Source organism: Streptomyces chartreusis (assembly GCF_008704715.1).
Lineage (GTDB): Bacteria > Actinomycetota > Actinomycetes > Streptomycetales > Streptomycetaceae > Streptomyces > Streptomyces chartreusis.
This window is the reverse complement of the sequence record NZ_CP023689.1, coordinates 9167896-9188265: the sequence shown is the minus strand read 5'-3', so window position 1 is coordinate 9188265 and position 20370 is coordinate 9167896. Positions and strand designations below refer to the sequence as shown.

At 72.4% G+C, this 20370-nt stretch carries 20 protein-coding genes; 5 read left to right on the top strand and 15 right to left on the bottom strand.

The annotated features are described in order from the left end of the window. Positions 1 to 2 precede the first annotated feature (2 nt). Positions 3 to 512 carry a mycothiol transferase gene (locus tag CP983_RS40800; RefSeq protein ID WP_150505434.1) on the top strand — a complete coding sequence of 170 codons (510 nt, stop codon included), beginning with the start codon at positions 3 to 5 and terminating at the stop codon, positions 510 to 512. A gap of 30 nt (positions 513 to 542) precedes the next feature. Here the strand turns inward: CP983_RS40800 and CP983_RS40795 are convergent, their stop codons facing one another. Together CP983_RS40795 and CP983_RS40790 are read right to left on the bottom strand one after the other, a co-directional pair. Further along, positions 543 to 1613, bottom strand: coding sequence for an adenosine deaminase (locus CP983_RS40795; RefSeq protein WP_125528857.1), 1071 nt, complete (start codon positions 1611 to 1613; stop codon positions 543 to 545). 56 nt (positions 1614 to 1669) lie between these two features. Then, positions 1670 to 2056, bottom strand: a complete 387-nt coding sequence (locus tag CP983_RS40790) for a VOC family protein (protein ID WP_150505432.1) — start codon at positions 2054 to 2056, stop codon at positions 1670 to 1672. 134 nt (positions 2057 to 2190) lie between these two features. Here CP983_RS40790 and CP983_RS40785 point away from each other — a divergent pair, with 134 nt between their 5' ends. Continuing rightward, positions 2191 to 2649 carry a pyridoxamine 5'-phosphate oxidase family protein gene (locus CP983_RS40785; RefSeq protein ID WP_150505430.1) on the top strand — a complete coding sequence of 153 codons (459 nt, stop codon included), beginning with the start codon at positions 2191 to 2193 and terminating at the stop codon, positions 2647 to 2649. A gap of 120 nt (positions 2650 to 2769) precedes the next feature. Further along, entirely contained in the window at positions 2770 to 3774 is a 1005-nt protein-coding gene (sph, locus tag CP983_RS40780) for a sphingomyelin phosphodiesterase (protein WP_150505428.1), read from the top strand. A 19-nt stretch (positions 3775 to 3793) separates the two neighbouring features. Here the strand turns inward: sph and CP983_RS40775 are convergent, their stop codons facing one another. From CP983_RS40775 to CP983_RS40730, 10 genes are all read right to left on the bottom strand, one after another. Next, positions 3794 to 4699 carry an aldo/keto reductase gene (locus CP983_RS40775; protein WP_167537835.1) on the bottom strand — a complete coding sequence of 302 codons (906 nt, stop codon included), beginning with the start codon at positions 4697 to 4699 and terminating at the stop codon, positions 3794 to 3796. Positions 4700 to 4737: 38 nt separating this feature from the next. Then, entirely contained in the window at positions 4738 to 5448 is a 711-nt protein-coding gene (locus tag CP983_RS40770; RefSeq protein WP_030961923.1) for a chitinase, read from the bottom strand. A 230-nt stretch (positions 5449 to 5678) separates the two neighbouring features. Next, positions 5679 to 8426 (bottom strand): fumarate reductase/succinate dehydrogenase flavoprotein subunit, encoded by a 2748-nt coding sequence (locus CP983_RS40765; RefSeq protein WP_150505426.1) that lies wholly within the window; start codon positions 8424 to 8426, stop codon positions 5679 to 5681. 254 nt (positions 8427 to 8680) lie between these two features. Further along, complete coding sequence (locus tag CP983_RS40760; RefSeq protein ID WP_150505424.1) at positions 8681 to 9475, bottom strand: ABC transporter ATP-binding protein; 795 nt, start codon at positions 9473 to 9475, stop codon at positions 8681 to 8683. Continuing rightward, positions 9472 to 10314 carry an ABC transporter permease gene (locus tag CP983_RS40755; RefSeq protein ID WP_150505422.1) on the bottom strand — a complete coding sequence of 281 codons (843 nt, stop codon included), beginning with the start codon at positions 10312 to 10314 and terminating at the stop codon, positions 9472 to 9474. The genes CP983_RS40760 and CP983_RS40755 overlap by 4 nt, the downstream gene beginning before the upstream one ends. Next, the gene (locus CP983_RS40750) at positions 10311 to 11684 is read right to left on the bottom strand and encodes an ABC transporter substrate-binding protein (RefSeq protein ID WP_150505420.1); all 1374 of its coding nucleotides are present in this window, start codon (positions 11682 to 11684) and stop codon (positions 10311 to 10313) included. Before CP983_RS40750 ends, CP983_RS40755 begins: the two co-directional genes overlap by 4 nt. A 13-nt stretch (positions 11685 to 11697) precedes the next feature. Beyond that, positions 11698 to 11925: a 4Fe-4S dicluster domain-containing protein gene (locus CP983_RS40745; protein WP_031480193.1), complete on the bottom strand. Its 228-nt coding sequence runs from the start codon at positions 11923 to 11925 to the stop codon at positions 11698 to 11700. 87 nt (positions 11926 to 12012) lie between these two features. Then, entirely contained in the window at positions 12013 to 12783 is a 771-nt protein-coding gene (locus tag CP983_RS40740; RefSeq protein WP_150505418.1) for a GntR family transcriptional regulator, read from the bottom strand. Between the two features lie 131 nt (positions 12784 to 12914). Continuing rightward, entirely contained in the window at positions 12915 to 14108 is a 1194-nt protein-coding gene (locus CP983_RS40735; RefSeq protein ID WP_150505416.1) for an RNA polymerase sigma factor, read from the bottom strand. Further along, complete coding sequence (locus CP983_RS40730; protein ID WP_107909841.1) at positions 14108 to 14476, bottom strand: YciI family protein; 369 nt, start codon at positions 14474 to 14476, stop codon at positions 14108 to 14110. The genes CP983_RS40735 and CP983_RS40730 overlap by 1 nt, the downstream gene beginning before the upstream one ends. A 99-nt stretch (positions 14477 to 14575) precedes the next feature. On the opposite strand from CP983_RS40730, the gene CP983_RS40725 reads away from it, so the two are divergent. Continuing rightward, on the top strand, positions 14576 to 15616 hold the full coding sequence (locus CP983_RS40725; RefSeq protein WP_150505414.1) for an acyl-CoA dehydrogenase family protein: 1041 nt from the start codon (positions 14576 to 14578) through the stop codon (positions 15614 to 15616). A 60-nt stretch (positions 15617 to 15676) separates the two neighbouring features. Here the strand turns inward: CP983_RS40725 and CP983_RS40720 are convergent, their stop codons facing one another. The 3 genes from CP983_RS40720 to CP983_RS40710 form a co-directional block, all read right to left on the bottom strand. Beyond that, positions 15677 to 15844, bottom strand: a complete 168-nt coding sequence (locus CP983_RS40720) for a hypothetical protein (protein ID WP_185932772.1) — start codon at positions 15842 to 15844, stop codon at positions 15677 to 15679. 90 nt (positions 15845 to 15934) lie between these two features. Then, positions 15935 to 18010 carry an MMPL family transporter gene (locus CP983_RS40715; RefSeq protein ID WP_150505412.1) on the bottom strand — a complete coding sequence of 692 codons (2076 nt, stop codon included), beginning with the start codon at positions 18008 to 18010 and terminating at the stop codon, positions 15935 to 15937. Between the two features lie 161 nt (positions 18011 to 18171). Next, on the bottom strand, positions 18172 to 18678 hold the full coding sequence (locus CP983_RS40710) for a MarR family winged helix-turn-helix transcriptional regulator (RefSeq protein ID WP_229915081.1): 507 nt from the start codon (positions 18676 to 18678) through the stop codon (positions 18172 to 18174). 116 nt (positions 18679 to 18794) lie between these two features. On the opposite strand from CP983_RS40710, the gene CP983_RS40705 reads away from it, so the two are divergent. Beyond that, positions 18795 to 20321: an SDR family oxidoreductase gene (locus CP983_RS40705; RefSeq protein WP_107909848.1), complete on the top strand. Its 1527-nt coding sequence runs from the start codon at positions 18795 to 18797 to the stop codon at positions 20319 to 20321. The last annotated feature ends 49 nt before the right edge of the window (positions 20322 to 20370 follow it).

Here is a 20370-nt window from a genome sequence, read left to right as displayed (position 1 = left end):
CCATGCATGCGAAGGACATCCTCATCGAGGGGTACAACCGCATCCGGGAAGAAGTCCACGCCGCCGTCGGCGGCCTCGCCCCGGACCAGCTCGGCGCCCGCCCCGCCCCCGGCGCCAACTCCGTCGCCTGGCTGGTCTGGCATCTGACCCGGGTCCAGGACGATCACATCGCCGACGCCTTCGAGGTCGACCAGGTGTGGCTGGCGCAGGACTGGCAGAAGACCTTCGGCCTCGACCTGCCGCGCCGCGACACCGGCTACGGCCACACCCCGGCGAAGGTCGCCAAGGTGCAGGTCGACTCCGGTGACCTGCTGACCGGCTACTACGACGCCGTGCACGCACAGACGCTCGACCGGCTGCGGGACATCGCCGCCAAGGATCTGGGGCGGGTCGTGGACGAGCGCTGGGATCCGCCGGTCACCCTGGGCGTGCGGCTGGTCAGCGTCCTGTCCGACGATCTTCAGCACGTCGGACAGGCCGCCTATGTGCGAGGGCTGGTGCTGGGCTCGTAGCCCGGCACCAGCCGGTTCGGCACCGCCGGTTCAGAGCGCGGCCGCGTACGCCGGCAGGACGACGTCCTCGATGAGGGCGTTGCGCTCGTCGAACGGGATGAACGCGCTCTTCAGGGCGTTCAGCGTGACCGTGCGCAGGTCCTCGACCGTCCAGCCGGCCTCCTCGACCAGCAGTGACATCTCGCGGGTCATCGTCGTCCCCGACACCAGACGGTTGTCGGTGTTGAGGGTGACCCGGAAGCCCAGGTCCTTCAGCGCGGTGATCGGGTGTTCGGCGATGGACGTGGCGGCGCCGGTCTGGAGGTTGGACGTCGGGCACATCTCCAGGGCGACACGGCGGTCCCGCACCCAGCTCGCGAGGCGGCCGAGCTTGCCGTCGACGATGTCGTCGGTGATGCGCACGCCGTGCCCGATGCGCTGGGCGCCGCAGATCTGCAGGGCCTGGTGGATGCTGGACAGGCCGTCGGCCTCACCGGCGTGGATGGTGAACGGCACGCTCTCGCGGCGCAGGTGCTCGAAGGCGTCCCGGTGGTCGGCGGCGGGGAAGCCGGCCTCGGCACCGGCGATGTCGAAGCCGACGACCCCGGCGTCCCGGAAGGCCACGGCCGCGTCGGCGGCCTCGCGCACCCGGTCGAACATCCGCATCCCGCACAGCAGGGTGCCCACGCGCACCGGGGTGCCCGCGGCGGCGGCCTTCGCCATACCGGCTGCGAGGCCCTCCTGAACGGTCTCGACGACCTCGGGGACGGTCAGCCCGCCGTTGGTGTTCAGCTCGGGGGCGTAGCGCACCTCGCCGTACACGACACCGTCCGCGGCCAGGTCGAGGACGTACTCCTCAGCCGTGCGCAGCAGGCCCTCGCGGGTCTGCATCACGGCGAGGGTGTGCTCGAAGGTGGCTATGTAGCGAACCAGGTCGCCGGAGTTCGCGGCCTCGAAGTACCAGGCGGCGAGCTCGTCCGGGTCGGTGGTCGGCAGGGTGTGGCCGACCTCGGCCGCGAGCTCCACCACGGTGGCGGGGCGGAGGCCGCCGTCGAGGTGGTCGTGCAGGACGGCCTTGGGGAGGCGGCGGATCACATCGGCGTCTACGCGCGTAGCGGTCATGGTGCGGTCTTTCCTTGAGCGGGGCGGTTCGAAGCGGCGGGAGGAGCGGAGGAGGATCAGCCGGCGGGCTGGAGCAGGTCCCAGCGGTTGCCGTACAGGTCCTGGAAGACGGCGACCGAGCCGTACGGCTCGTGGCGCGGCTCCTCCAGGAAGGTCACGCCGGCGGCGAGCATCCGGGCGTGGTCGCGGGCGAAGTCGTCGGTGTGCAGGAAGAACCCGACCCGCCCGCCGGTCTGGTCGCCGATCCTGGAGCGCTGCCCGTCCCCCTTGGCCCGGGCCAGCACCAGCGCGGTGCCGTGGTCGCCGGGCTGGACGACGACCCAGCGGGAGCCGTCCGGACGCGGGGTGTCCTCGACGAGCCGGAAGCCGAGGGCTTCGGTGTAGAAGCGGATCGCCTCGTCGTAGTCGTCGACGACGAGGGTGACCAGGGCGATGCGTCTCATCGGGGCCTTCCGGGAGGTTCGATTGACGGGAGAGGTTATACGTAAAACGTTCGCGGCGCCAGTCACCACCGGGACCTCGGTCCTAAGCCTCTCGCCCGAGGCGCGGCACGCGGCCGATCGCTAGCGTTCCCGGCATGACGATCATGGATGAACCCCGCAGCCCCGAGCGCCGCAAGCAGGACGTTCTCGACCGGCTGGAACGGGAGACGGACATCTGGGTGGCGTCGGCGGACGGCGACGGGGTGCCCTGTCTGGTCGCGCTGTGGTTCGCCTGGGACGGCGAGGCGCTCTGGCTGGCCACCCGTCCGGGCAACCCCACGGGCCGCAATCTCGGCACCGGCCGCCGGACCCGGCTGGCCTTCGGGGACACGCGTGACGTCGTCCTCATCGACGGCGAGGTCGAGGTCCACACCCGCGAGGAGGTGCCGGCCGCGGCGGCCGAGGCGTTCCGCGCGAAGACCGGCTGGGATCCGCGCGGCGACTCCGCCACCTACGCCTACTACCGGGTCCGGCCGCACGCGGTGCAGGCCTGGCACGAGGTGCGCGAGCTGCCGCAGCGGCATCTGATGCGAAACGGAATCTGGCTTGTCTGAACAAGTCCGGGTGCGTACGTCTCCGCGACATCCAATGCCTGCACGAGTGTTACCCGAGGGTAATCCCTGATGGTTTGATGTGCGGCGCCACTCAACCCCCTTCGATCACAGGGAGATCCAGTGACGCTCTTCGCACATCGCCGTGCACAGGGCTCGGCCGTGCTCGCGCTCTCGCTCGCCACCGCCGGCCTGGTCGGCTCGGCGCCCGCCGCGTCCGCCGCGTCCGCCGCGTCCGCCGCCGAGCAGACGCCACCGCTCAAGGTGCTGACGTACAACGTCTTCCTGTTCAGCAAGACCCTGTACCCGAACTGGGGCCAGGACCACCGGGCCACGGAGATCGCCAGGGCGCCGTTCGTGCAGGGGAACGACGTCGTCGTGCTCCAGGAGGCGTTCGACAACTCCTCCTCGGACGCGCTGAAGAGCTCGCTCGCCGGCCGCTACCCGTACCAGACCCCGATGGTCGGGCGCACCAAGAGCGGCTGGGACGCCACCGGCGGCGCCTACTCGGCGACCACGCCGGAGGACGGCGGGGTCACGGTCCTCAGCAAGTGGCCGATCCTGCGCAAGGAGCAGTGGGTCTACAAGGACGCGTGCGGCGCGGACTGGTGGTCCAACAAGGGCTTCGCGTACGTCGTGCTGAACGTGAACGGCACCAAGGTGCACGTCGTCGGCACGCACGCCCAGTCGACGGACCCGGGCTGCGGCGCGGGCGAGGCGGCGGCCATGCGCAGCCGGCAGTTCAGGACGATCGACGCGTTCCTGGACGGCAAGAACATCCCGGCGAACGAGCAGGTGATCCTCGCCGGTGACCTGAACGTCGACTCGCGCACGCCGGAGTACGCCTCGATGCTCGCCGACGGCGGTCTGGTGGGCGCCGACGCTCGCACGGGGCATCCGTACTCGTTCGACACGGCGGAGAACTCCATAGCCCACGACCGCTACCCCGACGACCCGCGCGAGGACCTGGACCACGTCCTGCATCGCGCGGGCCATGCCCGTCCCACGGTCTGGAAGAACGAGGTGGTCAAGGAGCAGAGCGCGCCCTGGACGGTGACGAGCTGGGGCACCGACTACACGTACACGAACCTGTCGGACCACTACCCGGTGACCGGGTACGCGGGCTGATCGATCGGGGCGGTCCGGCTCAACCGGTGTGTTCTCGCGCCGCGTCGAGCCGGGCCGCCTCTTCGTCGGTCAGGCGGAGGGCTCCCGCCGCCACGTTCTCGCTCAGGTGGCCGGGGTTGCCGGTGCCGGGGATGGCGAGGACGTGCGGGCCGCGGTGCAGGGTCCAGGCGATGCGGACCTGGGCGGGGCTCGCGCCGTGCGCCCGCGCCACGGCGTGCACCTCGTCGTCGTGGGCGGCGGTCGCGCCCTGCTCCCCCGCGTCCCCGGCCACCGCGTAGAACGGCACGAAGGCGATGCCCTGCTCGCCGCACAGACGCAGCAGTTCGTCGGCCTCGGGGTCGGGCCGGTCGAGCGCGTACCGGTTCTGCACGCTCACCACGGGCGCGATGGCCTGCGCCTCGGCGAGGTGGCGCGGTTCCACGGCGGAGATGCCGAGGTGCCGGATCAGGCCCGCCTCGCGCAGTTCGGCCAGCGCGCCGAAGTGCTCGGCGATGGAGTCCTGCCGCATGCGGCGCAGATAGACGACGTCCAGGTGGTCGCGGCCGAGCTGGCGCAGGTTCTCCTCGACATGGCCGCGCAGTTGGTCGGGGCGGGCCGAGGTGCCCCACTCCCCGTCGTAGGCGCGGAAAGGGCCCACCTTGGTGGCGATGACCAGGTCTTCGGGGTACGGCGCCAGTGCGGTGTTGATCAGTTCGTTGGCGGAGCGGGTGGCGGAGAAGTAGAAGGCCGCCGTGTCGATGTGGTCGACGCCGAGGTCGATCGCCTTGCGCAGTACGGCGATCGAGCGCTCACGGTCGCTCGGCGTCCCGTGGTGGAAGGCGGCGCTGCCGGTGAGCCGCATCGCGCCGAAGCCGACGCGGCTCACGGACAGGTCGCCGAGTTTCCAGGTGCCCGCGGCGTCCGCGGTGATCGTTTCCGAGGTCATCGGCGGAGTCTCGCACACGCCTCGGGCACGCGGGGGCGTCAGCAGTAGAGGTTGCCGCCCGGGGAGACGCCGAGGACCGAGGTGAACCGGTTGTAGGCGTCGACGCGGCTCTGGACCTGCGCCGGGTTCTTGCCGTCGCACTCCAGGGAGCCGTTGATGGAGCGGATGGTCTGGCCGAAGCCGGCCTGGTTCACCATGGCGTTGTGGGGGGTCATGGTGCCGGGGCCGGTCTGGGTGTTCCAGTACCACAGGCCGGTCTTCCAGGCGACGGCCGACTCGTTCTGCACCCGCCAGGGGTTGTTGAGCAGGTCGATGCCGAGGGCGTCGCCCGCGGCCTTGTAGTTGAAGTTCCAGCTGAGCTGGATCGGACCGCGGCCGTAGTACGCGTCCTGGCCGGCGGGGCAGCCGTAGGGCTGGCTCCGGTCGCAGTAGTGGGGGTAGTTGGCGGTGTTCTGCTCGACGATGTGGACCAGGCCGCCGGTCTCGTGGTTGACGTTGGCGAGGAAGGCCGCCGCCTCCTGCTTCTTCACGGTGTCGCTGCCGGTGTTCGCGAAGCCCGGGTAGGCACTCAGTGCGGCGGTCAGGCCGCTGTACGTGTAGAAGGGATTCCGGTTCGGGAACATCTGGTTGAACTGGGCCTCGCTGACCACGAAGCCGGCGGCGGACGCACTCGGGGCCGGCTGGAGCAGCAGCGCTGCGCTGCCCAGGGCCAGGGAGGAGACAAGTGCGGCGATACGGCGCCTCTTCACAGGTTCAACTCCTTTGCGGAGCACGGCCGCACCCGGACGAGGGCCGGGGGAAATCGGCACCTCGTGCGCACGCACCGACGGAGTCGGTCACGGCGTGGGGGCGGCCGTGGTGGGGGGTGTGGTGACACACTCAACCGCTTTGGTATGTACCAGTCAAGGGTGTAGACCAGAAAAGGTATAGACCAAGCAACCCGCCCTGCCGCGCCGGGAGTCGAGAAGTCAGGGTCGGATCACCGCATCGCCCGCCCCGCGTAGGCGCGCACATCGGCGTCGGGGTCGTCGACCGCGCCGGCCAGCGCCGCACGGGCGTCGTCGTGCGCGGAGTGCCGCAGCAGAGCGAGCACCGCGGCCTTGCGCACATCGGCGTCGGTGTCGCTCAACAGCCCGGCGAGCGCGGGCACCGCACCCGTCGGTGCCGCCCCGCCGAGGGCCTTCGCGGCACCCGCGCGTACCTGCCAGGCCGGGTCTTCGAGTGCCGCCGTCACGGTGGCGAGGAGGTCTTCGGGGCAGCCGAGGACGCCCAAGGTCTCCAGGGCGGCGGCGCGCACCAGGACGTCCGGGTCCTGGATCAGGCGTTGCACGGCGGTCGGCGTGCCGAGGTCCGCCCGCGTGAAGTGCGGCGCCAGCGCAGCGAATCCGCGTGCGACGGCGACCCGTACCTCACGCGCGGCGTCCCCGGCCGCCTCGGTCAGGGCGTCGGCCGCGTCCACCGACACCAGGGCGCGTACGGCGGCCAGGCGCACCTCGATGTCCGGGTCGGCCGCGTGCCCGGCGAACAGTGCCGCGTCCCCGAGGCGCAGGGCCCGCAGCACGTCCAGGGCGGCGGCGCGTGCCGTCGGGTCCGCCGCCGCGAGCGCGGACAGCAGGGGTGCCTTCAGCTCCGGCTCGGCCGACAGGACTTCGGCCAGCTCAACCAGCGAGGCGGCGGCCGCGGCCCGTACCTCGCCGTCGCCGTCGAGCAGCGCGTGGGCCAGCGCGGGCCCCGCTCCCGCGGGAGCCGTCTCGGTCAGTGCCGTCACGGCGCCCAGTCGTACGGCGGGGTCCGGGTCCTTCAGATAGGGCTCCAGGGCCTGGAGGTCGGGTTCCTCCTCGGTGAGCGCGACGAGTTCGAGGAGGCGTTCCCGGGAGGGTGCGGAGGTGCCGTGGGTCGTACCGGGGACGGGGGCGGCGACGGTGGGCACCGCCGGGGGCACCTCCGCGCCTCCCGCCGTCGCCGTGGGCAGCGCGTGCACCTCTCCCAGGTCCCGCGCCGGGCCGCCGGTCGGGGTGAACTCGGCCACGGGGACCAGGTAGGGCTCGACGGGGCGGGCCGTGAACTCCATGGCGCCGGTCGGGCCCTTGCGCAGGTCGAGGTGGTGCAGCCAGTCCGTGTCGTCCCGCCGGGGATGGTCGAGCCGCTCATGGTAGAGGCCCCAGCGGGACTCGGTGCGGGCGAGGGAGGAGCGGGCCGCCATCTCCGCGCAGTCGCGGATGAACGACACCTCCGCGCACCGCATCAGCTCATGGGGTGTGCTCGCCCCCATGTCCGCGATCTCGTCCCTCATCCGCTCGAAGTGCTCCAGCGCCAGGGAGAGCCGGGCACCGCTCTTGGGCGGGGCGACGTAGTCGTTGACGAAGCGGCGCAGCTTGTACTCGACCTGGGGCTGCGGAGGGCCGGCGGGGTTGCGCAGCGGCCGGTAGATCAGCTCGTGGGCCTCGGCCAGCTGCCCGCGCGGCAACTCGCCCTCGTAGGCGCTGTACTGAGCGGCGTCCTCGCCCGCGAGATCGCCGAAGACGAACGCGCCGATCATGTAGTTGTGCGGTACGCAGGCCAGGTCGCCGGCCGCGTACAGGCGCGGCACGGTCGTCCGGGCGTGGTCGTCGACCCGGACCCCGGAGGCGGAGTGGCCGCCGCACAGGCCGATCTCGGAGATGTGCATCTCCACGTCGTGGGTGCGGTAGTCATGGCCACGTCCGGCGTGGAAGGTGCCGCGGGTGGGACGTTCGGTGGAGTGGAGGATGGATTCCAGCGCCGCGACCGACTCCTCCGGCAGATGGCTGAGCTTGAGGTAGACCGGGCCGCGGTCGGAGGCGACCTCGGCGGCGAACTCCGCCATCATCTGCCCGGACCAGTAGTCGGAGTCGACGAACCGCTGCCCGTGCCGGTTGACCTGGTAGCCGCCGAACGGGTTGGCGACATAGGCGCAGGCCGGGCCGTTGTAGTCCTTGATGAGCGGGTTGATCTGGAAGCACTCGATGCCGGTGAGTTCGGCGCCCGCGTGGTAGGCCATGGCATAGCCGTCGCCCGCGTTCGTCGGGTTCTCGTACGTGCCGTACAGATAGCCGCTCGCGGGCAGCCCGAGGCGGCCGGAGGCGCCGGTCGCGAGGATCACGGCGCCGGCGCGCACGGTCACGAAGGCGCCGGTGCGGGTGTTGAAGGCGGCGGCGCCGACCGCCTTTCCGTCGGCGGTCAGGACGCGCACCGGCATCAGCCGGTTCTCGATCCGGATCCGCTCACGGTTCTCCCGTCTGCGCAACTGCCGGTAGAGGACCTTCTTCACGTCCTTGCCCTCGGGCATCGGCAGCACGTACGACCCCGAGCGGTGCACCTGGCGGACCGCGTACTCGCCGTGCTCGTCCTTCTCGAACTTCACCCCGTACGACTCCAGCCGCCGGACCATCTCGAAGCCGCGGACGGCGGTCTGACGGACCGTCGACTGGTCGACGATGCCGTCGTTGGCGCGGGTGATCTCTGCGACGTAGTCGTCGGGTTCGGCACGGCCGGGGATGACGGCGTTGTTGACGCCGTCCATGCCCATGGCCAGCGCTCCGGAGTGCCGGACATGGGCCTTCTCCAGCAGCAACACGGACGCGCCGCGCCCGGCGGCGGTCAGCGCGGCCATGGTGCCGGCGGTGCCGCCGCCGATCACCAGCACGTCACAGCTCAGCTCCTCGGCCGAGTCGAGGGCGGGGATCCTGGTCAGGGGGGCGGGGGTCATGGCGGGTGGCCTTTCGGGGCGTGCACGAGGACAGGGGGCGGCCCTGCCGAGGGCGTGGCGGACAGGGCCTGATTTGCCTGACGGATCGGGGTCCGGTTGTCGGGCGGCGGGCCGTGTGTGGCTGGTCGCGCAGTTCCCCGCGCCCCTTGGCCGACCTCGAGGCCGCCGACTCAGGGGCGCGGGGAACTGCGCGAACGGGCCTCGCGGACCCGCAGCCGCCGACGGACCCGAGGACCCGAGCTGTTGGGCGATCGTCAGAGCGTCCTGGCGCCGAGGGAATCCAGAACCTCGCGGCGCAGCGCCACGGTCGCGGGGTCGTCGCGGGCGTCGCGGTCGCGGGGCCGCGGCACGGTACGGACCCCGGTGAGGCCGCCCGATCCGAGCAGCGCGACGCGGTCGCCGAGGAACAGCGCCTCGTCCACGTCGTGCGTGACGAAGACGACCGTGGCGCCGGTGCCGCGCAGGGCCTCCACCAGCAACTGCTGCATTCCGGCCCGGGTCTGGGCGTCGAGCGCGCCGAAGGGCTCGTCCATGAGCACGGCGCGGGGCTGTCCGGCGAGTGCCCGCGCGAGCTGGACCCGTTGGCGCTGCCCGCCGGAGAGCCGGTGCGGCAACTGCCGTTCCAGGCCGGTGAGTCCGACCCGGTCGAGCCATTCCCGCGCCCTGGCGGTGCGTTCGGCGCGGCCCAGTCCCCTGATGGCGAGGGGCAGTTCGACGTTGGCGCGGGCCGTGCGCCACGGCAGCAGGGCGTCCTCCTGGAAGATCAGCGCCCGGTCGGCGCCGGGCCCGGTGACGGCCCGCCCGTCCTGGGCGACCTGTCCGGCGAGCGCGGGCAGCAGTCCGGCCAGGGTCCGCAGCAGGGTCGACTTGCCGCACCCGGACGGGCCGACGACGGTCAGGATCTCGCCCGGGGCCGCTTCGAGATCCAGGTCGTGCAGTACGGCGGCACCCGGCCGCCCGAGCCGCGCTCCGGTCAGGCCGAGCCGTGCCCCTGGGGCGGGCCGGTCGACCGGCGGCGCGGTGGTGGCGATGTCCGTTTCCGTGCTCATGCCCCGGCCTTCCCCTCGCGTCGCGGCAGCCAGTGCGTCAGCCTGCGTCCCAGGAGCTCCACCAGGGTCGACGTCAACCAGCCCAGCAGGCCGATGCTGACGATGCCGGTGAAGACGCCCGCGTAGTCGATGACGGTGTAGTCCTGCCAGGTGCGGTAGCCGATGCCGTACTCGCCGGAGATCATCTCCGCGGAGATGACACAGATCCACGAGACGCCGATCCCGACCGACAGACCGCCGAAGATCCCCGGCAGCGCGCCGGGCAGCACCACGGAGGCGAGCACCCGCCACCGTCCGCCGCCCATGGTGAGCACCGCCTCCTCCCACACCGGGGCGAGCGCGCGCACCGCGTGCCGGGTGGCGACCAGCACCGGGAAGAACGCGGCGGTGAAGGTGATGAAGACGATGCCCTGCTCGTTGCTCGGGAAGAGCAGGATCGCCACGGGGACCAGCGCGATGGCCGGCACCGGCCGCAGCACCTCCAGGACCGGTCCGATCAGGTCCGCCGCCCATCGGGAGCGTCCGACGGCGACGCCCGCGGCGACACCGAGCCCGGCCGCGAGCAGGAAGCCGGTGACGATCCGGCGCAGGCTGTCCGTCACGTCCTGCCAGTACGCGCCGTCGCCGAGCCGCTCCCCGAACTTCCCGGCCACGTCGGTGACGGACGGGAACTGGTCGAAGCGCAGCCACAGTTGGACGTCGAGCGTGGTGAGGAGCTGCCACAGTCCGAGCGCCGCGAGGAGCGAGAGGGCGCGCACGAAGGGCCGGAGGCGGTGCGTGCGCCGGGCGGGTGCCGGCTCCGGCGAGGCCTTCCTCGCCGGAGCGGTCAGCAGCGTCATGACGCCTGCTCCAGTGCGGCGGAGTAGGAGACGGTACGGGCGCCGGGGTGGGCCCGGGCGTACGCGCGGGCCGCGGACGCGGTGACGAAGGGGCTCAGCTCCTTGCCGTCCCGCACCCAGACGGCCTTGTCGGCGTACCAGCGGGTGCCGGTCGTGGCGTCCGGGACGTAGGCGGCCCGCACCTGGTCCTTGTGGCCCGCGACGAACTCCAGCAGTGCAAAGGGCGAGTCGAAGGCCCGGGTGCGGTCCTCGCCCTTGAGCCAGACCTCGTTGCGTGAGGGGTCCGGCGTGGTGGCGAGGTGCTCGGCGTACTCGCCGCCGTACACCCGCTTGATCGCGCTGTCGTCGACGAACGAGTCCACGTCGACGTCGCCCACGAGCTTCGCCGACCGCAGCACGGGGACGTCCTTCTTCAGCGCGGCGACGAGATCGGGCCTGACGGCCGGGTCGAACGTGGCGATGCCGCCGCTGCCGTTGTAGAGGTAGACGACCTCGGGCGGCAGGCCGGTGGCCTCGGCGACCTTCTCCGCGGCCTGCACGGGGTGGTCGTTGAGGTATCGCGTGGCGTCGATCTGGGCCGCGAGGAAGGCGTCGAGCACCTTCGGCCGCTGCTCGGCGAAGTCCTTGCGGACCGTCACTCCGTGGAAGGTCGGCAGATTCAGCTCGGCACCGTCGTACAGGGCCTTCGCCCTGCCCTGGAAGGCGAGCAGTCCGGGCCAGGCCACGAACTGCGAGAGCGCGTCGGCGCTGCCTGCCTGGAGCGCCGAAGCACCCACCGACGGCTGCTGGTTGAGCTTGCGGATGTCCTCGTCCGGGTCCAGCCCGGCTTCCTGGAGGGCCCGTACGAGGGTCCCGTCGGCCGCCGATCCGACGCTGGTGGAGACGGTCCTGCCCTTGAGGTCCTTGAGCGAGGCGAGCTTCGACTGCGGTGCCGTGACCACGGTGTTGAGGGCGCCGCGCAGGTTGTAGCCGGTGACCGAGACGAGCCGGGTGGGGCGGTTCAGCTGCTTTCCGCGGGCTGCGTTGATGAGCAACGGGAAGTCGCCCATGGACCCGATGTCGATCTTCCCGGCGGTCATCTGCGCGGTGATGGGCGCGCCCGTGGCGTAGTCCTGCCATTCGACCTTGTAGGTGATGCCGTCGCGCTTGCCCTGGGCTTTGAGTTCGCGTTCGAGGTAGCCGAGGGAGCGCAGCAGGGTGCCGGCGGTGACGGTGTTGATGGTCTTGGACTGGTAGCCGACGGTGACGGTGACGTGGGTGGCGTCGCCGGCGGACGCGTCGCCGCCGCAGCCGGTGACGAGGGTGCCGAGGAGGGCTGCCGAGAGCAGGGCGGCGGTCGTCGTGCGTTTCTTGCGGGCCGGGGAGTTCATCGAAGCGCGCCTTTCACCGAAGCAGGTAGGGCATGTTGACCGTGACGGCCCCCGTGGGGCAGCGGGCGGCGCAGGGGCCGCAGTACCAGCACTCGTCGACGTGCATGTACGCCTTGCCGCTGTCGGGGTTGATCGCCAGGGAGTCCAGCGGACACATGTCGACGCAGAGCGTGCAGCCGTCGATGCACTTCGACTCGTCGACGGTCACGGGCACGTCGGCCCGCTGGGGCACCAAGGGCATGGCTGTCTCCAGTGAAGTCCTGCTAGGGGTGAGGGAAGGTCCGCGCTCGTCGCGCGGGGTGACGGGCCCGATGGCGCCGCGGCCGGTTCACACGATGCGGCGCAGCAGCCCGCTCATCGCGATCCGGTCGCCGCGGAACCGGATGAACTCCAGGTCCACGGGCCTGCCGTCGCACAGGTGGGTGAGGCGCTCCAGCATCAGTACGGCGGTGCCGCGCGGGGCCTGGAGCACGGTGGCGGAGTGCGCGTCGGCGTTGACGGCCTCCAGGGTGATCTCGGCGTGCCCGAGGGGCTGCCCGGTGATCTGCTCCAGCAGCCGGAAGACGTCGGTGTTCTCCAGGTCGGCGCCGAGCAGCTCGCCGCCGATGTCCAGGGGCAGATAGGTGAGGTCGAGGGAGAGCGGCAGGCCGTTCAGCCGGCGCAGCCGCTCGATGTAGAGCACGTCGGTGCCGGTGGGCAGCCGCAGTCGCTCGGCCACGGGTGCGGGCGCGGCGACGGGCCCCATGGTGCGCACCTCGTTGGTGACCCGGCCGTGTTCCCGCAGGGTTTCCGCGAGTCCCATGAGCCGGTCGAGGCCGTGCGGGTACTTCTCGGCGACGACGACGGTGCCGACGCCGGGCTGCCGTTCGACGAGCTGTTCGGCGCGCAGCAGGTCGAGTGCGTGCCGGACGGTGTTGCGCGAGACCTGGTAGTCGGCGGCGAGCACGTCCTCGTGGGGCAGCGCGCCGCTGGGGAATCCTCCGGTCAGGACCAGGTGCCGCAGCAGGTCCGCGAGCTGGCGCGCACGGTCCGCACGCAGCCGTCGGCGACGGGCGGCGGCGAGCGGCGCGGTGTGCTCGCGGGTTCGTTCGGCTGGCATGCGCTGACCATACCGACGGTGTCGGCGCAGTGGTGTTGCTGAATCATTGCGCCACCTGAGTACCCTTCACCCGGCCGCTGACCTGTACCTTCTTGGGCGGTGGAGACACATTCGCCACCGCCTTGCCGGCATCAGGTGCGGACGAGTTCACGGCGCCGGCGTTCGAGGTACGCGCGCTCGGCCGGGTTCTCGGAGAGCTCGACGGCTCTCTCGTACTCGCGCACTGCCTCGGTGTCGCGGCCCAGGCGGCGCAGCAGGTCGGCGCGGACGGCGTGCAGGACGTGGTAGCCGTCGAGGTCCAGCGCGTCCACTAGGCCCAGGGCCCGGGCCGGGCCTTCGGTCTCGGCGACGGCGACAGCCCGGTTGAGGGCCACGACGGGGCTCGGCGCGACGGCCATGAGCTGGTCGTAGAGCTGCCGGATCTGCCCCCAGTCCGTGTCGCGTCCGCTCGGGGCGTCGCTGTGCACGGCCTGGATCGCGGCCTGGATCTGGTACGGCCCCGGCCGGCCGAGGCGCAGGCAGCGGCGCACGAGCGACTGTCCTTCGGCGATCAGGTCCCGGTCCCACAGTCCCCGGTCCTGTTCCGGCAACGGCACGAGTTCGCCGTGCTCGTCCTGCCGGGCGCCTCGGCGCGACTCGACGAGGAGCATCAGCGCGAGCAGTCCGGTGACCTCGGTCTCGTCCGGCATGAGTTCGGCGAGGAGACGGCCGAGCCGTACGGCCTCCGCGCACAGGGCCGCCTCACCCTCGTACCCCTGATTGAAGATCAGGTAGACGACGGCCAGGACTCCGGTGAGCCGGTCGGGCAGGTCGGCGTCGCGCGGCACGCGGTAGGGGATGCCGGCGTTGCGGATCTTGGCCTTGGCCCGCACCAGGCGCTGGGCCATCGTCGGCTCGGGCACCAGGAAGGCCCGCGCGATCTGCGCGGTGGTGAGCCCGCCGAGCAGGCGCAGGGTCAGGGCGACCCGCGCCTGGACGGCGAGGGCGGGGTGGCAGCAGGTGAAGACGAGCCGAAGCCGTTCGTCGCGCACGGGACCCTCCTCGCGCGGTGCGTCGGGGGCGTGCAACAGGGCCGCCTGGGCGTGGCGTTCGCCCCGGCCCGCCTCGCGGCGCAGCCGGTCGACGGCACGGTTGCGGGCGGTGGTGATGATCCAGCCGGCCGGGCTCGGCGGCACTCCGGTCTCCGGCCAGCGCCGCAGGGCCGTGGTGAACGCGTCCTGCACCGCTTCCTCGGCGAGGTCGATGTCGCCGAGGGCCCGCACGAGGACGGCGACCGCGCGGCCGTACTCCGCGCGGAAGACCGCCTCGACGTCGGGGTGCGTCATCAGGCGCCGGCTTCGTGGTCCCCGGCCTCGCCCATGAACGGCCGCACCTCGATCGGCAGGGTCGTCGCCAGGGCCAGCCTGCGGCCCCACTCCAGGGCCGCGTCCAGGTCGGGCGCCTTGATGAGGCTGATGCCGCCGAGCATCTCCTTGCCCTCGGCGTAGGGGCCGTCGGTGATCAGGACGTCGCCGTCGCGGGGCCGCAGCACGGTGGAGGACTCCGGGCCGTGCAGCCCGCCGGCGAACACCCAGGCGCCCGCCTCGCGCAGCTCACGGTTGAGGGCGTCGAGGTTCTTCTCGATCCCGGCGAGCACCTCGGGTGCCGGGCGCTCCCCCACCGGCTGCATCACATTGAGCAGGTAGTACTTCATGACGGCCTCCTCGGGCGTCGTCGTGTTCTCTCACCTCCTACACGAACGACACACCCCCGAATCGACACCCCGCACGACCGCGCCGGAAGAATTTCTTCCATGACCACGAAAGACCATCCCCTCGTCGGCCGCGCCCACCGTCTCGCGCACGACCTGCTCGCCCCACTGGCCGAACGCGTCGACCAGGAGGGCGTGCCGACCAGTCACATCGACGCGATCAGGCGCTCCGGGCTGCTCGGGGTGAGCGCGCCCGAGGCGTACGGCGGGTGGGCGGCCCCGGCGGCGGTGGCCCGGCGCACCGGGGAGATCCTGGCCGGGGCCTGCTGCTCGACCTGGTTCGTGCAGACGCAGCACCACACGCCGGTCGCGACACTGACCGGGTGCGAGGGGCCGGTACGGGAACGGCTGCTGGGTCCGCTGGCCCGGGGCGAGCTGCTGTCGGGGGTGGCGTACGCGCATCTGCGGTCCTATCCGCGCATGCCGGTGCGGGTCACCCGGGAGGGCGACGGGTGGCGGTTCGACGGGAAGGTGCCCTGGTACACCGGCTGGGGTCTGAACGACGTGATGCTGCTCGCGGGTGTCACGGAGGGCGGCGAGGTGGTGTTCGCGTTCACCGAGGCCAGGGAGCAGCCGGGGCTCCGGGCCTCGGAGCCGATGCGGCTCGCGGCGCTCACCGCGTCCCGCACGGTGTCGCTGGAGCTGGCCGGGCTGTGGCTGCCGGAGGACTCGGTGGCGCTGCGGAAGCCGTACGAGGAGTGGGCTCTCACGGACCGCGCGAAGACGGTCGAGGCGTCCCCGGCGGTGTTCGGGGTGACCGAAGCGGCGCTGGCCCTCCTCGACGAGGGGACCGCCGGGCCGCTGCGCACCCGGCTGGAGGAAGTGCGCCATGGTGCCTACGAGCTGGCCGACCGGTCCGCCGCGGGCGAGCATCTGGCGGAACGTCTGGCGCTGCGCATCCGGGCGGCCGAACTGATGCGTACGGCCACCACCGCGGCGGTGGTGGCCGGGGGCGGCCGGTCCCTGTCGCTGGCCGGCACGGCGCAACGCCTGGCCCGGGAGGCCCTGTTCCTGCTGGTGCAGGGGCAGACCGCACGGTCGCGCGCGGCCCATCTGGAGACACTCGTGGCGGGCGCCTCCTGAAGCCGTCGTAGGTCCGCACGCCGGGCGGGCCCTGATCCCGCCCGGCGTGCGGAGGCCCGCTCAGTCCTCTTCGCGCGTGGGGACGACGACGAGGAAGGCGTCCGACTTCAGGTCCATCACGACGGTCGCCGGTTCACCATGGGCGCGGCGTTCGGCCGCGTACTCCTCCGCCGGCCACGATCCGCGCGGAGCACCCGCGGGAAACCGCTCCAACACCTTCGCGCCCATACCGGCAGACACCTCCAGGATCGGACTTCGCCTCGTGGGCCGAGTAGTTGCCCCGTACACTCCGCCTGCCCGCCTTCGGCGTGAGCATGTTCACCCCTTCGTGTTTTCTCCGACGGACGTCGGCCACCACACGCGCGGCCCGATGTCCCGCACCAGCGCGGGCACCAGCAGCGACCGCACGACGAGGGTGTCGAGCAGGACGCCGAAGGCCACGATGAAGGCGATCTGTACGAGGAACGCCAGCGGGATCACGCCGAGGGCGGCGAAGGTGGCGGCCAGCACCACACCGGCGGAGGTGATGACCCCGCCGGTGCTGACGAGGCCGCGGGAGATGCCCTGCGCGGGCCCGTGCCGCAGTGTCTCCTCCCGCACCCGGGACATGAGGAAGATGTTGTAGTCGACCCCGAGGGCGACGAGGAACACGAACCCGTACAGCGGCACCGACGCGTCGGTCCCCTCGAAGCCGAGGATGTGACGGAACACCAGCGCCGAGACGCCCAGTGTGGTCAGGAAGTTGAGAGCCACCGTCACCACCAGCAGCACCGGCAGCAGGAGCGAGCGCAGCAGCGCGATCAGGATGACCAGGATGATCGCGAGGACCACGGGGACGATCAGGGCACGGTCGTCCTGGGCGGTGCGCAGGGTGTCGTACTGCTGGGCCGTGTAGCCGCCGACGAGGGCGTCGGCGTCCGGCACGTCGTGCACGGCGGCGCGCAGCCGGGCGACGGTGTCCTTGGCGGCGTCGCTGTCGGGGGCGGCGGTGAGGGTGACGTCGACGCGTACCCGGCCGTCGACGACGAGGGGTTCGTCACCGGGCCGGCCCGAGGCGCCGGCCGCGGCGGCGGAAGCGACGCCCTCGGTGTCCTCGGCCGCGCGGACGACGTCGGTGAGCCGGCCGGCGTCGGCGACGACCACGGCGGGGTTGCCGGAGCCGGCCGGGAAGTGCCGGCTCAGGGTCTGCTGCGCGGCGACCGAGGGCGCGTCGTTGACGAAGGTCTCGTCGAGCGGGACCCCCTTGGAGGTGAGGAGGGGCGCGCAGGCGGCGCCGGCCAGCAGGACGGCGAGGGTGACCGCCCAGACCTTGCGCGGCGCCCGGTCGACCAGGGCGGCGACCCGGTGCCAGATGCCTTCCCGGTCCGCGTCCACGGGGCGCGGCCTTGCGGGCCAGTAGGCGGCGCGGCCGAGGAGGACGAGCGCGGCGGGCAGGAAGGTCAGCGAGGTCAGGACGGCGCAGGCGATGCCGATGGCGCCGACCGGGCCGAGGGCGCGGTTGTTGGTGAGGTCGCTGAGCAGCAGGGCGAGCAGTCCGAGCGCGACGGTGGCGGCGCTGGCGGTGATCGCCGCCCAGGACTGCCGCAGCGCGGCCGCCATGGCGGTGAACCGGTCGGCGCGCCGGGCGAGTTCCTCGCGGTAGCGGGCCGTGAGCAGCAGGGCGTAGTCGGTGGCCGCGCCGATCACGAGGATCGAGAGGATGCCCTGCACCTGCCCGTCGACGCGGACGACGTCGTGGTCGGCCAGGACGTACACCACGGCGCAGGCCACGCCGAGGGCGAAGACCGAACCGACGATGATCACCAGGGGCAGCAGCAGGCTGCGGTAGACGAGCAGCAGGATGACCAGGACCACGGCCAGCGCGACCGCGAGGAGCAGCCCGTCGATGCCGGCGAAGGCGTCGGACAGGTCGGCCTGGGTCGCGGCGGGACCCGCGAGCTGGACCGTGGTGCCCGGGACGCGCTCGGCGGCCGCGCGGACGCGGTCCAGGGTGCCGGCGAGTTCGTCGCCGAGGTCGGGGCGCAGCGGGACCACGCCCTCCAGTGCCTGCCCGTCCTCGGACGGGATCGCCGGTGAGACCTCGCCGGCGACTCCGGGCGAGCCGGTGAGGGAGGCGAGGGCCCGGGTGGCGGCGGTCCGCCGCTCGGTGATCCCGGTGCCTTCCTCGCCGGTCCAGACCACGATCACGGGCAGGGTCTCGTTCTGCCGGAACGCGCGCTGCTGCGCTATGACTTCGGTCGACTCGGCGCTGCGCGGCAGGAACGCGGCCTGGTCATTGGTCGCGACCTCGCCGAGGCGTCCGGCGTAGGGGCCGAGGACACCTCCGGCGACGAGCCAGCCGACCAGCAGGAGCAGGGGGACGAGCACACGGGCGCGTCGGGCGGGGGAGGACATCGGTCTCCAGAGCTGTTCGTACGGCAGGAGGGCTGCCCGGACGGCAGATACCTCAACAACAAACAATCTCAATGATTGAGATATTTGCTGTCCGTGATCGTAGACGACACCCGTTCTTCCGTTGCCTCCCGGGGGTCGGATGCACCCGCGGGCCGGCGAATTCAGCGGGCGCCCGGCCCGACCGTGCCCAGTTCCTCGTTCATCGCGGTGAGGAAGCGCAGCACCACGGCCAGCTCCGCCTCGCTGAACTGTGCGCGGGCGGCCTCCGTCGCCGCGGCGAGCGGACGGAAGTAGGACCGGGCCGCGGACCGCGCGTCGGGGGCGTAGTGCAGATGGACGACCCTGCGGTCGGCGCTCTCCCGGACCCTGCGGATGTGCCCCGCGCGCTCCAGGCGGTCCACGCACGCCGTGACCGCCCCAGAGGTGAGGCCGAGGTGCTGCCGCAGGCGGCCGGGGGTCATCGGTTCGTCCGTGTCCATGATCGCCGCGAGGGCCTGGATGTCCGTGGGGTGCAGACCGTGCTCGGCCGCGAAGCCATGGACCAGACGGTTGATCTCTCCGTTCATGCGGCGCAGCCGCACCGCGAAGGAGTACAGGTCGGTCGGCGTCCCGTCCGCGCCGGACTCCGGTCCCGCCGCACGCTGTTGCCCGTCGTTCGCTGTGCCCACGCGATCACCCTATAGACCCGCCGCCGTTCCCCTCGCCCGACGGTGGCCGCATCCGAAACCGCCCCGGGCGGGGAAGTGATCACCAGGGGGTTCCGACACGTGAGGACCGATGCCAGATGGAGCAGGACGAGGTGCGTGAGGGACCGCGGTGCCTGGTGACCGGCGCCACGGGTTACATCGGCGGGCGCCTCGTGCCCGAGCTGCTGGACGCCGGGTTCGGGGTGCGCTGCCTGGCCCGCTCCCCCGACCGGCTGCGTGATCACCCCTGGGCGAAGGAGGCCGAGGTGGTGCGCGGCGACGTCACCGACGCGGCCTCCGTCCGCCGGGCGCTGGAGGGCGTCGACGTGGCGTACTACCTGGTGCACGCCCTGGGCACCGGGAAGGAATTCGAGGAGACCGACCGCAGGGCCGCGCGGATCTTCGCCGAGCAGGCACGGGCCGCGGGCGTCCGGCGGATCGTCTACCTCGGCGGTCTCACCCCCGCGGGCGTGCCCGAGCGGGAGCTCTCCCCGCATCTGCGCTCGCGGGCCGAGGTCGGCCGGATCCTGCTGGCCTCAGGGGTGCCGACGACCGTCCTGCGGGCGGCCGTCATCCTCGGCTCGGGCTCCGCCTCCTTCGAGATGCTGCGCTATCTGACCGAACGCCTGCCGGTGATGGTCACTCCCGGCTGGGTGCACACCCGCATCCAGCCCGTGGCCGTCCGGGACGTGCTGCGCGCCCTCGTCGGCAGCGCCCGGATGCCCGAGGACGTCAACCGGACCTTCGACATCGGCGGGCCGGACGTGCTGACGTACCGGGAGATGATGGTCCGCTACGCGGCGGTCGCCGGGCTGCCGCGCCGGGTCATCCTCACCGTGCCGATGCTCACCCCCGGCCTGTCCAGCCTCTGGGTCGGCCTGGTCACCCCTGTCCCCTCCTCGATCGCACGCCCGCTCACCGAGTCGCTGCGGCACGAGGTGGTGTGCGCCGAGCACGACATCACCGAACACGTCCCCGACCCGCCGGGGCATCCGATCGGCTTCGAGGAGGCCGTACGGCTGGCCCTGCGGCGGGTGCGGGACGCGCGGGTGACGACCCGCTGGTCGTCGGCGTCCGTGCCCGGCGCCCCGAGCGACCCCCTGCCGACCGACCCGCACTGGGCGGGCGGAAGCCTGTACAGCGACGACCGGGAGTGCCGGGTCGACGCCTCACCCGGGGCGCTGTGGCGGGTGATCGAGGGGATCGGCGGCGAGAACGGCTGGTACTCCTTCCCGCTCGCGTGGGCGGTGCGCGGCTGGCTCGACCGGCTGGTCGGCGGGGTGGGGCTGCGCCGGGGGCGCCGCGACGCGTCCCGGCTGCGGGTCGGCGACTCGCTGGACTTCTGGCGGGTCGAGGCGATCGAGCCCGGCCGGCTGCTGCGGCTGCGCGCCGAGATGCGGCTGCCGGGGCTGGCCTGGCTGGAGATGCGGGTCCTCACCGACGGGGACGGCCGCACCCGGTACCGGCAGCGCGCCCTGTTCCATCCGCACGGTCTGCTCGGCCAGGCGTACTGGTGGAGCGTCTCCCCCTTCCACGCGATCGTGTTCGGCGGCATGGCCCGCAACATCGCCCGGGCCGCGGCGAGCACGCCCGCCCCCGCACCGGACGGCGCCCGCGTTCCCTGACCTTCCCGGCCGCCCCCGTCGACCGCATCGACCGCATCGACCGGGCAGC

What these genes read in the sequence shown, in the direction of transcription:
- CP983_RS40775 (WP_167537835.1), bottom strand. Translation starts at nt 4,699, where the DNA reads ATGACCTCGGAAACGATCACCGCGGACGCCGCGGGCACCTGGAAACTC.
- CP983_RS40725 (WP_150505414.1), top strand. Translation starts at nt 14,576, where the DNA reads ATGACCACGAAAGACCATCCCCTCGTCGGCCGCGCCCACCGTCTCGCG.
- CP983_RS40765 (WP_150505426.1), bottom strand. Translation starts at nt 8,426, where the DNA reads ATGACCCCCGCCCCCCTGACCAGGATCCCCGCCCTCGACTCGGCCGAG.
- CP983_RS40705 (WP_107909848.1), top strand. Translation starts at nt 18,795, where the DNA reads ATGGAGCAGGACGAGGTGCGTGAGGGACCGCGGTGCCTGGTGACCGGC.
- CP983_RS40740 (WP_150505418.1), bottom strand. Translation starts at nt 12,783, where the DNA reads ATGCCAGCCGAACGAACCCGCGAGCACACCGCGCCGCTCGCCGCCGCC.
- CP983_RS40755 (WP_150505422.1), bottom strand. Translation starts at nt 10,314, where the DNA reads ATGACGCTGCTGACCGCTCCGGCGAGGAAGGCCTCGCCGGAGCCGGCA.
- CP983_RS40800 (WP_150505434.1), top strand. Translation starts at nt 3, where the DNA reads ATGCATGCGAAGGACATCCTCATCGAGGGGTACAACCGCATCCGGGAA.
- CP983_RS40760 (WP_150505424.1), bottom strand. Translation starts at nt 9,475, where the DNA reads ATGAGCACGGAAACGGACATCGCCACCACCGCGCCGCCGGTCGACCGG.
- CP983_RS40790 (WP_150505432.1), bottom strand. Translation starts at nt 2,056, where the DNA reads ATGAGACGCATCGCCCTGGTCACCCTCGTCGTCGACGACTACGACGAG.
- CP983_RS40745 (WP_031480193.1), bottom strand. Translation starts at nt 11,925, where the DNA reads ATGCCCTTGGTGCCCCAGCGGGCCGACGTGCCCGTGACCGTCGACGAG.
- CP983_RS40730 (WP_107909841.1), bottom strand. Translation starts at nt 14,476, where the DNA reads ATGAAGTACTACCTGCTCAATGTGATGCAGCCGGTGGGGGAGCGCCCG.
- CP983_RS40720 (WP_185932772.1), bottom strand. Translation starts at nt 15,844, where the DNA reads ATGGGCGCGAAGGTGTTGGAGCGGTTTCCCGCGGGTGCTCCGCGCGGA.
- CP983_RS40785 (WP_150505430.1), top strand. Translation starts at nt 2,191, where the DNA reads ATGACGATCATGGATGAACCCCGCAGCCCCGAGCGCCGCAAGCAGGAC.
- CP983_RS40750 (WP_150505420.1), bottom strand. Translation starts at nt 11,684, where the DNA reads ATGAACTCCCCGGCCCGCAAGAAACGCACGACGACCGCCGCCCTGCTC.
- CP983_RS40715 (WP_150505412.1), bottom strand. Translation starts at nt 18,010, where the DNA reads ATGTCCTCCCCCGCCCGACGCGCCCGTGTGCTCGTCCCCCTGCTCCTG.
- CP983_RS40735 (WP_150505416.1), bottom strand. Translation starts at nt 14,108, where the DNA reads ATGACGCACCCCGACGTCGAGGCGGTCTTCCGCGCGGAGTACGGCCGC.
- CP983_RS40795 (WP_125528857.1), bottom strand. Translation starts at nt 1,613, where the DNA reads ATGACCGCTACGCGCGTAGACGCCGATGTGATCCGCCGCCTCCCCAAG.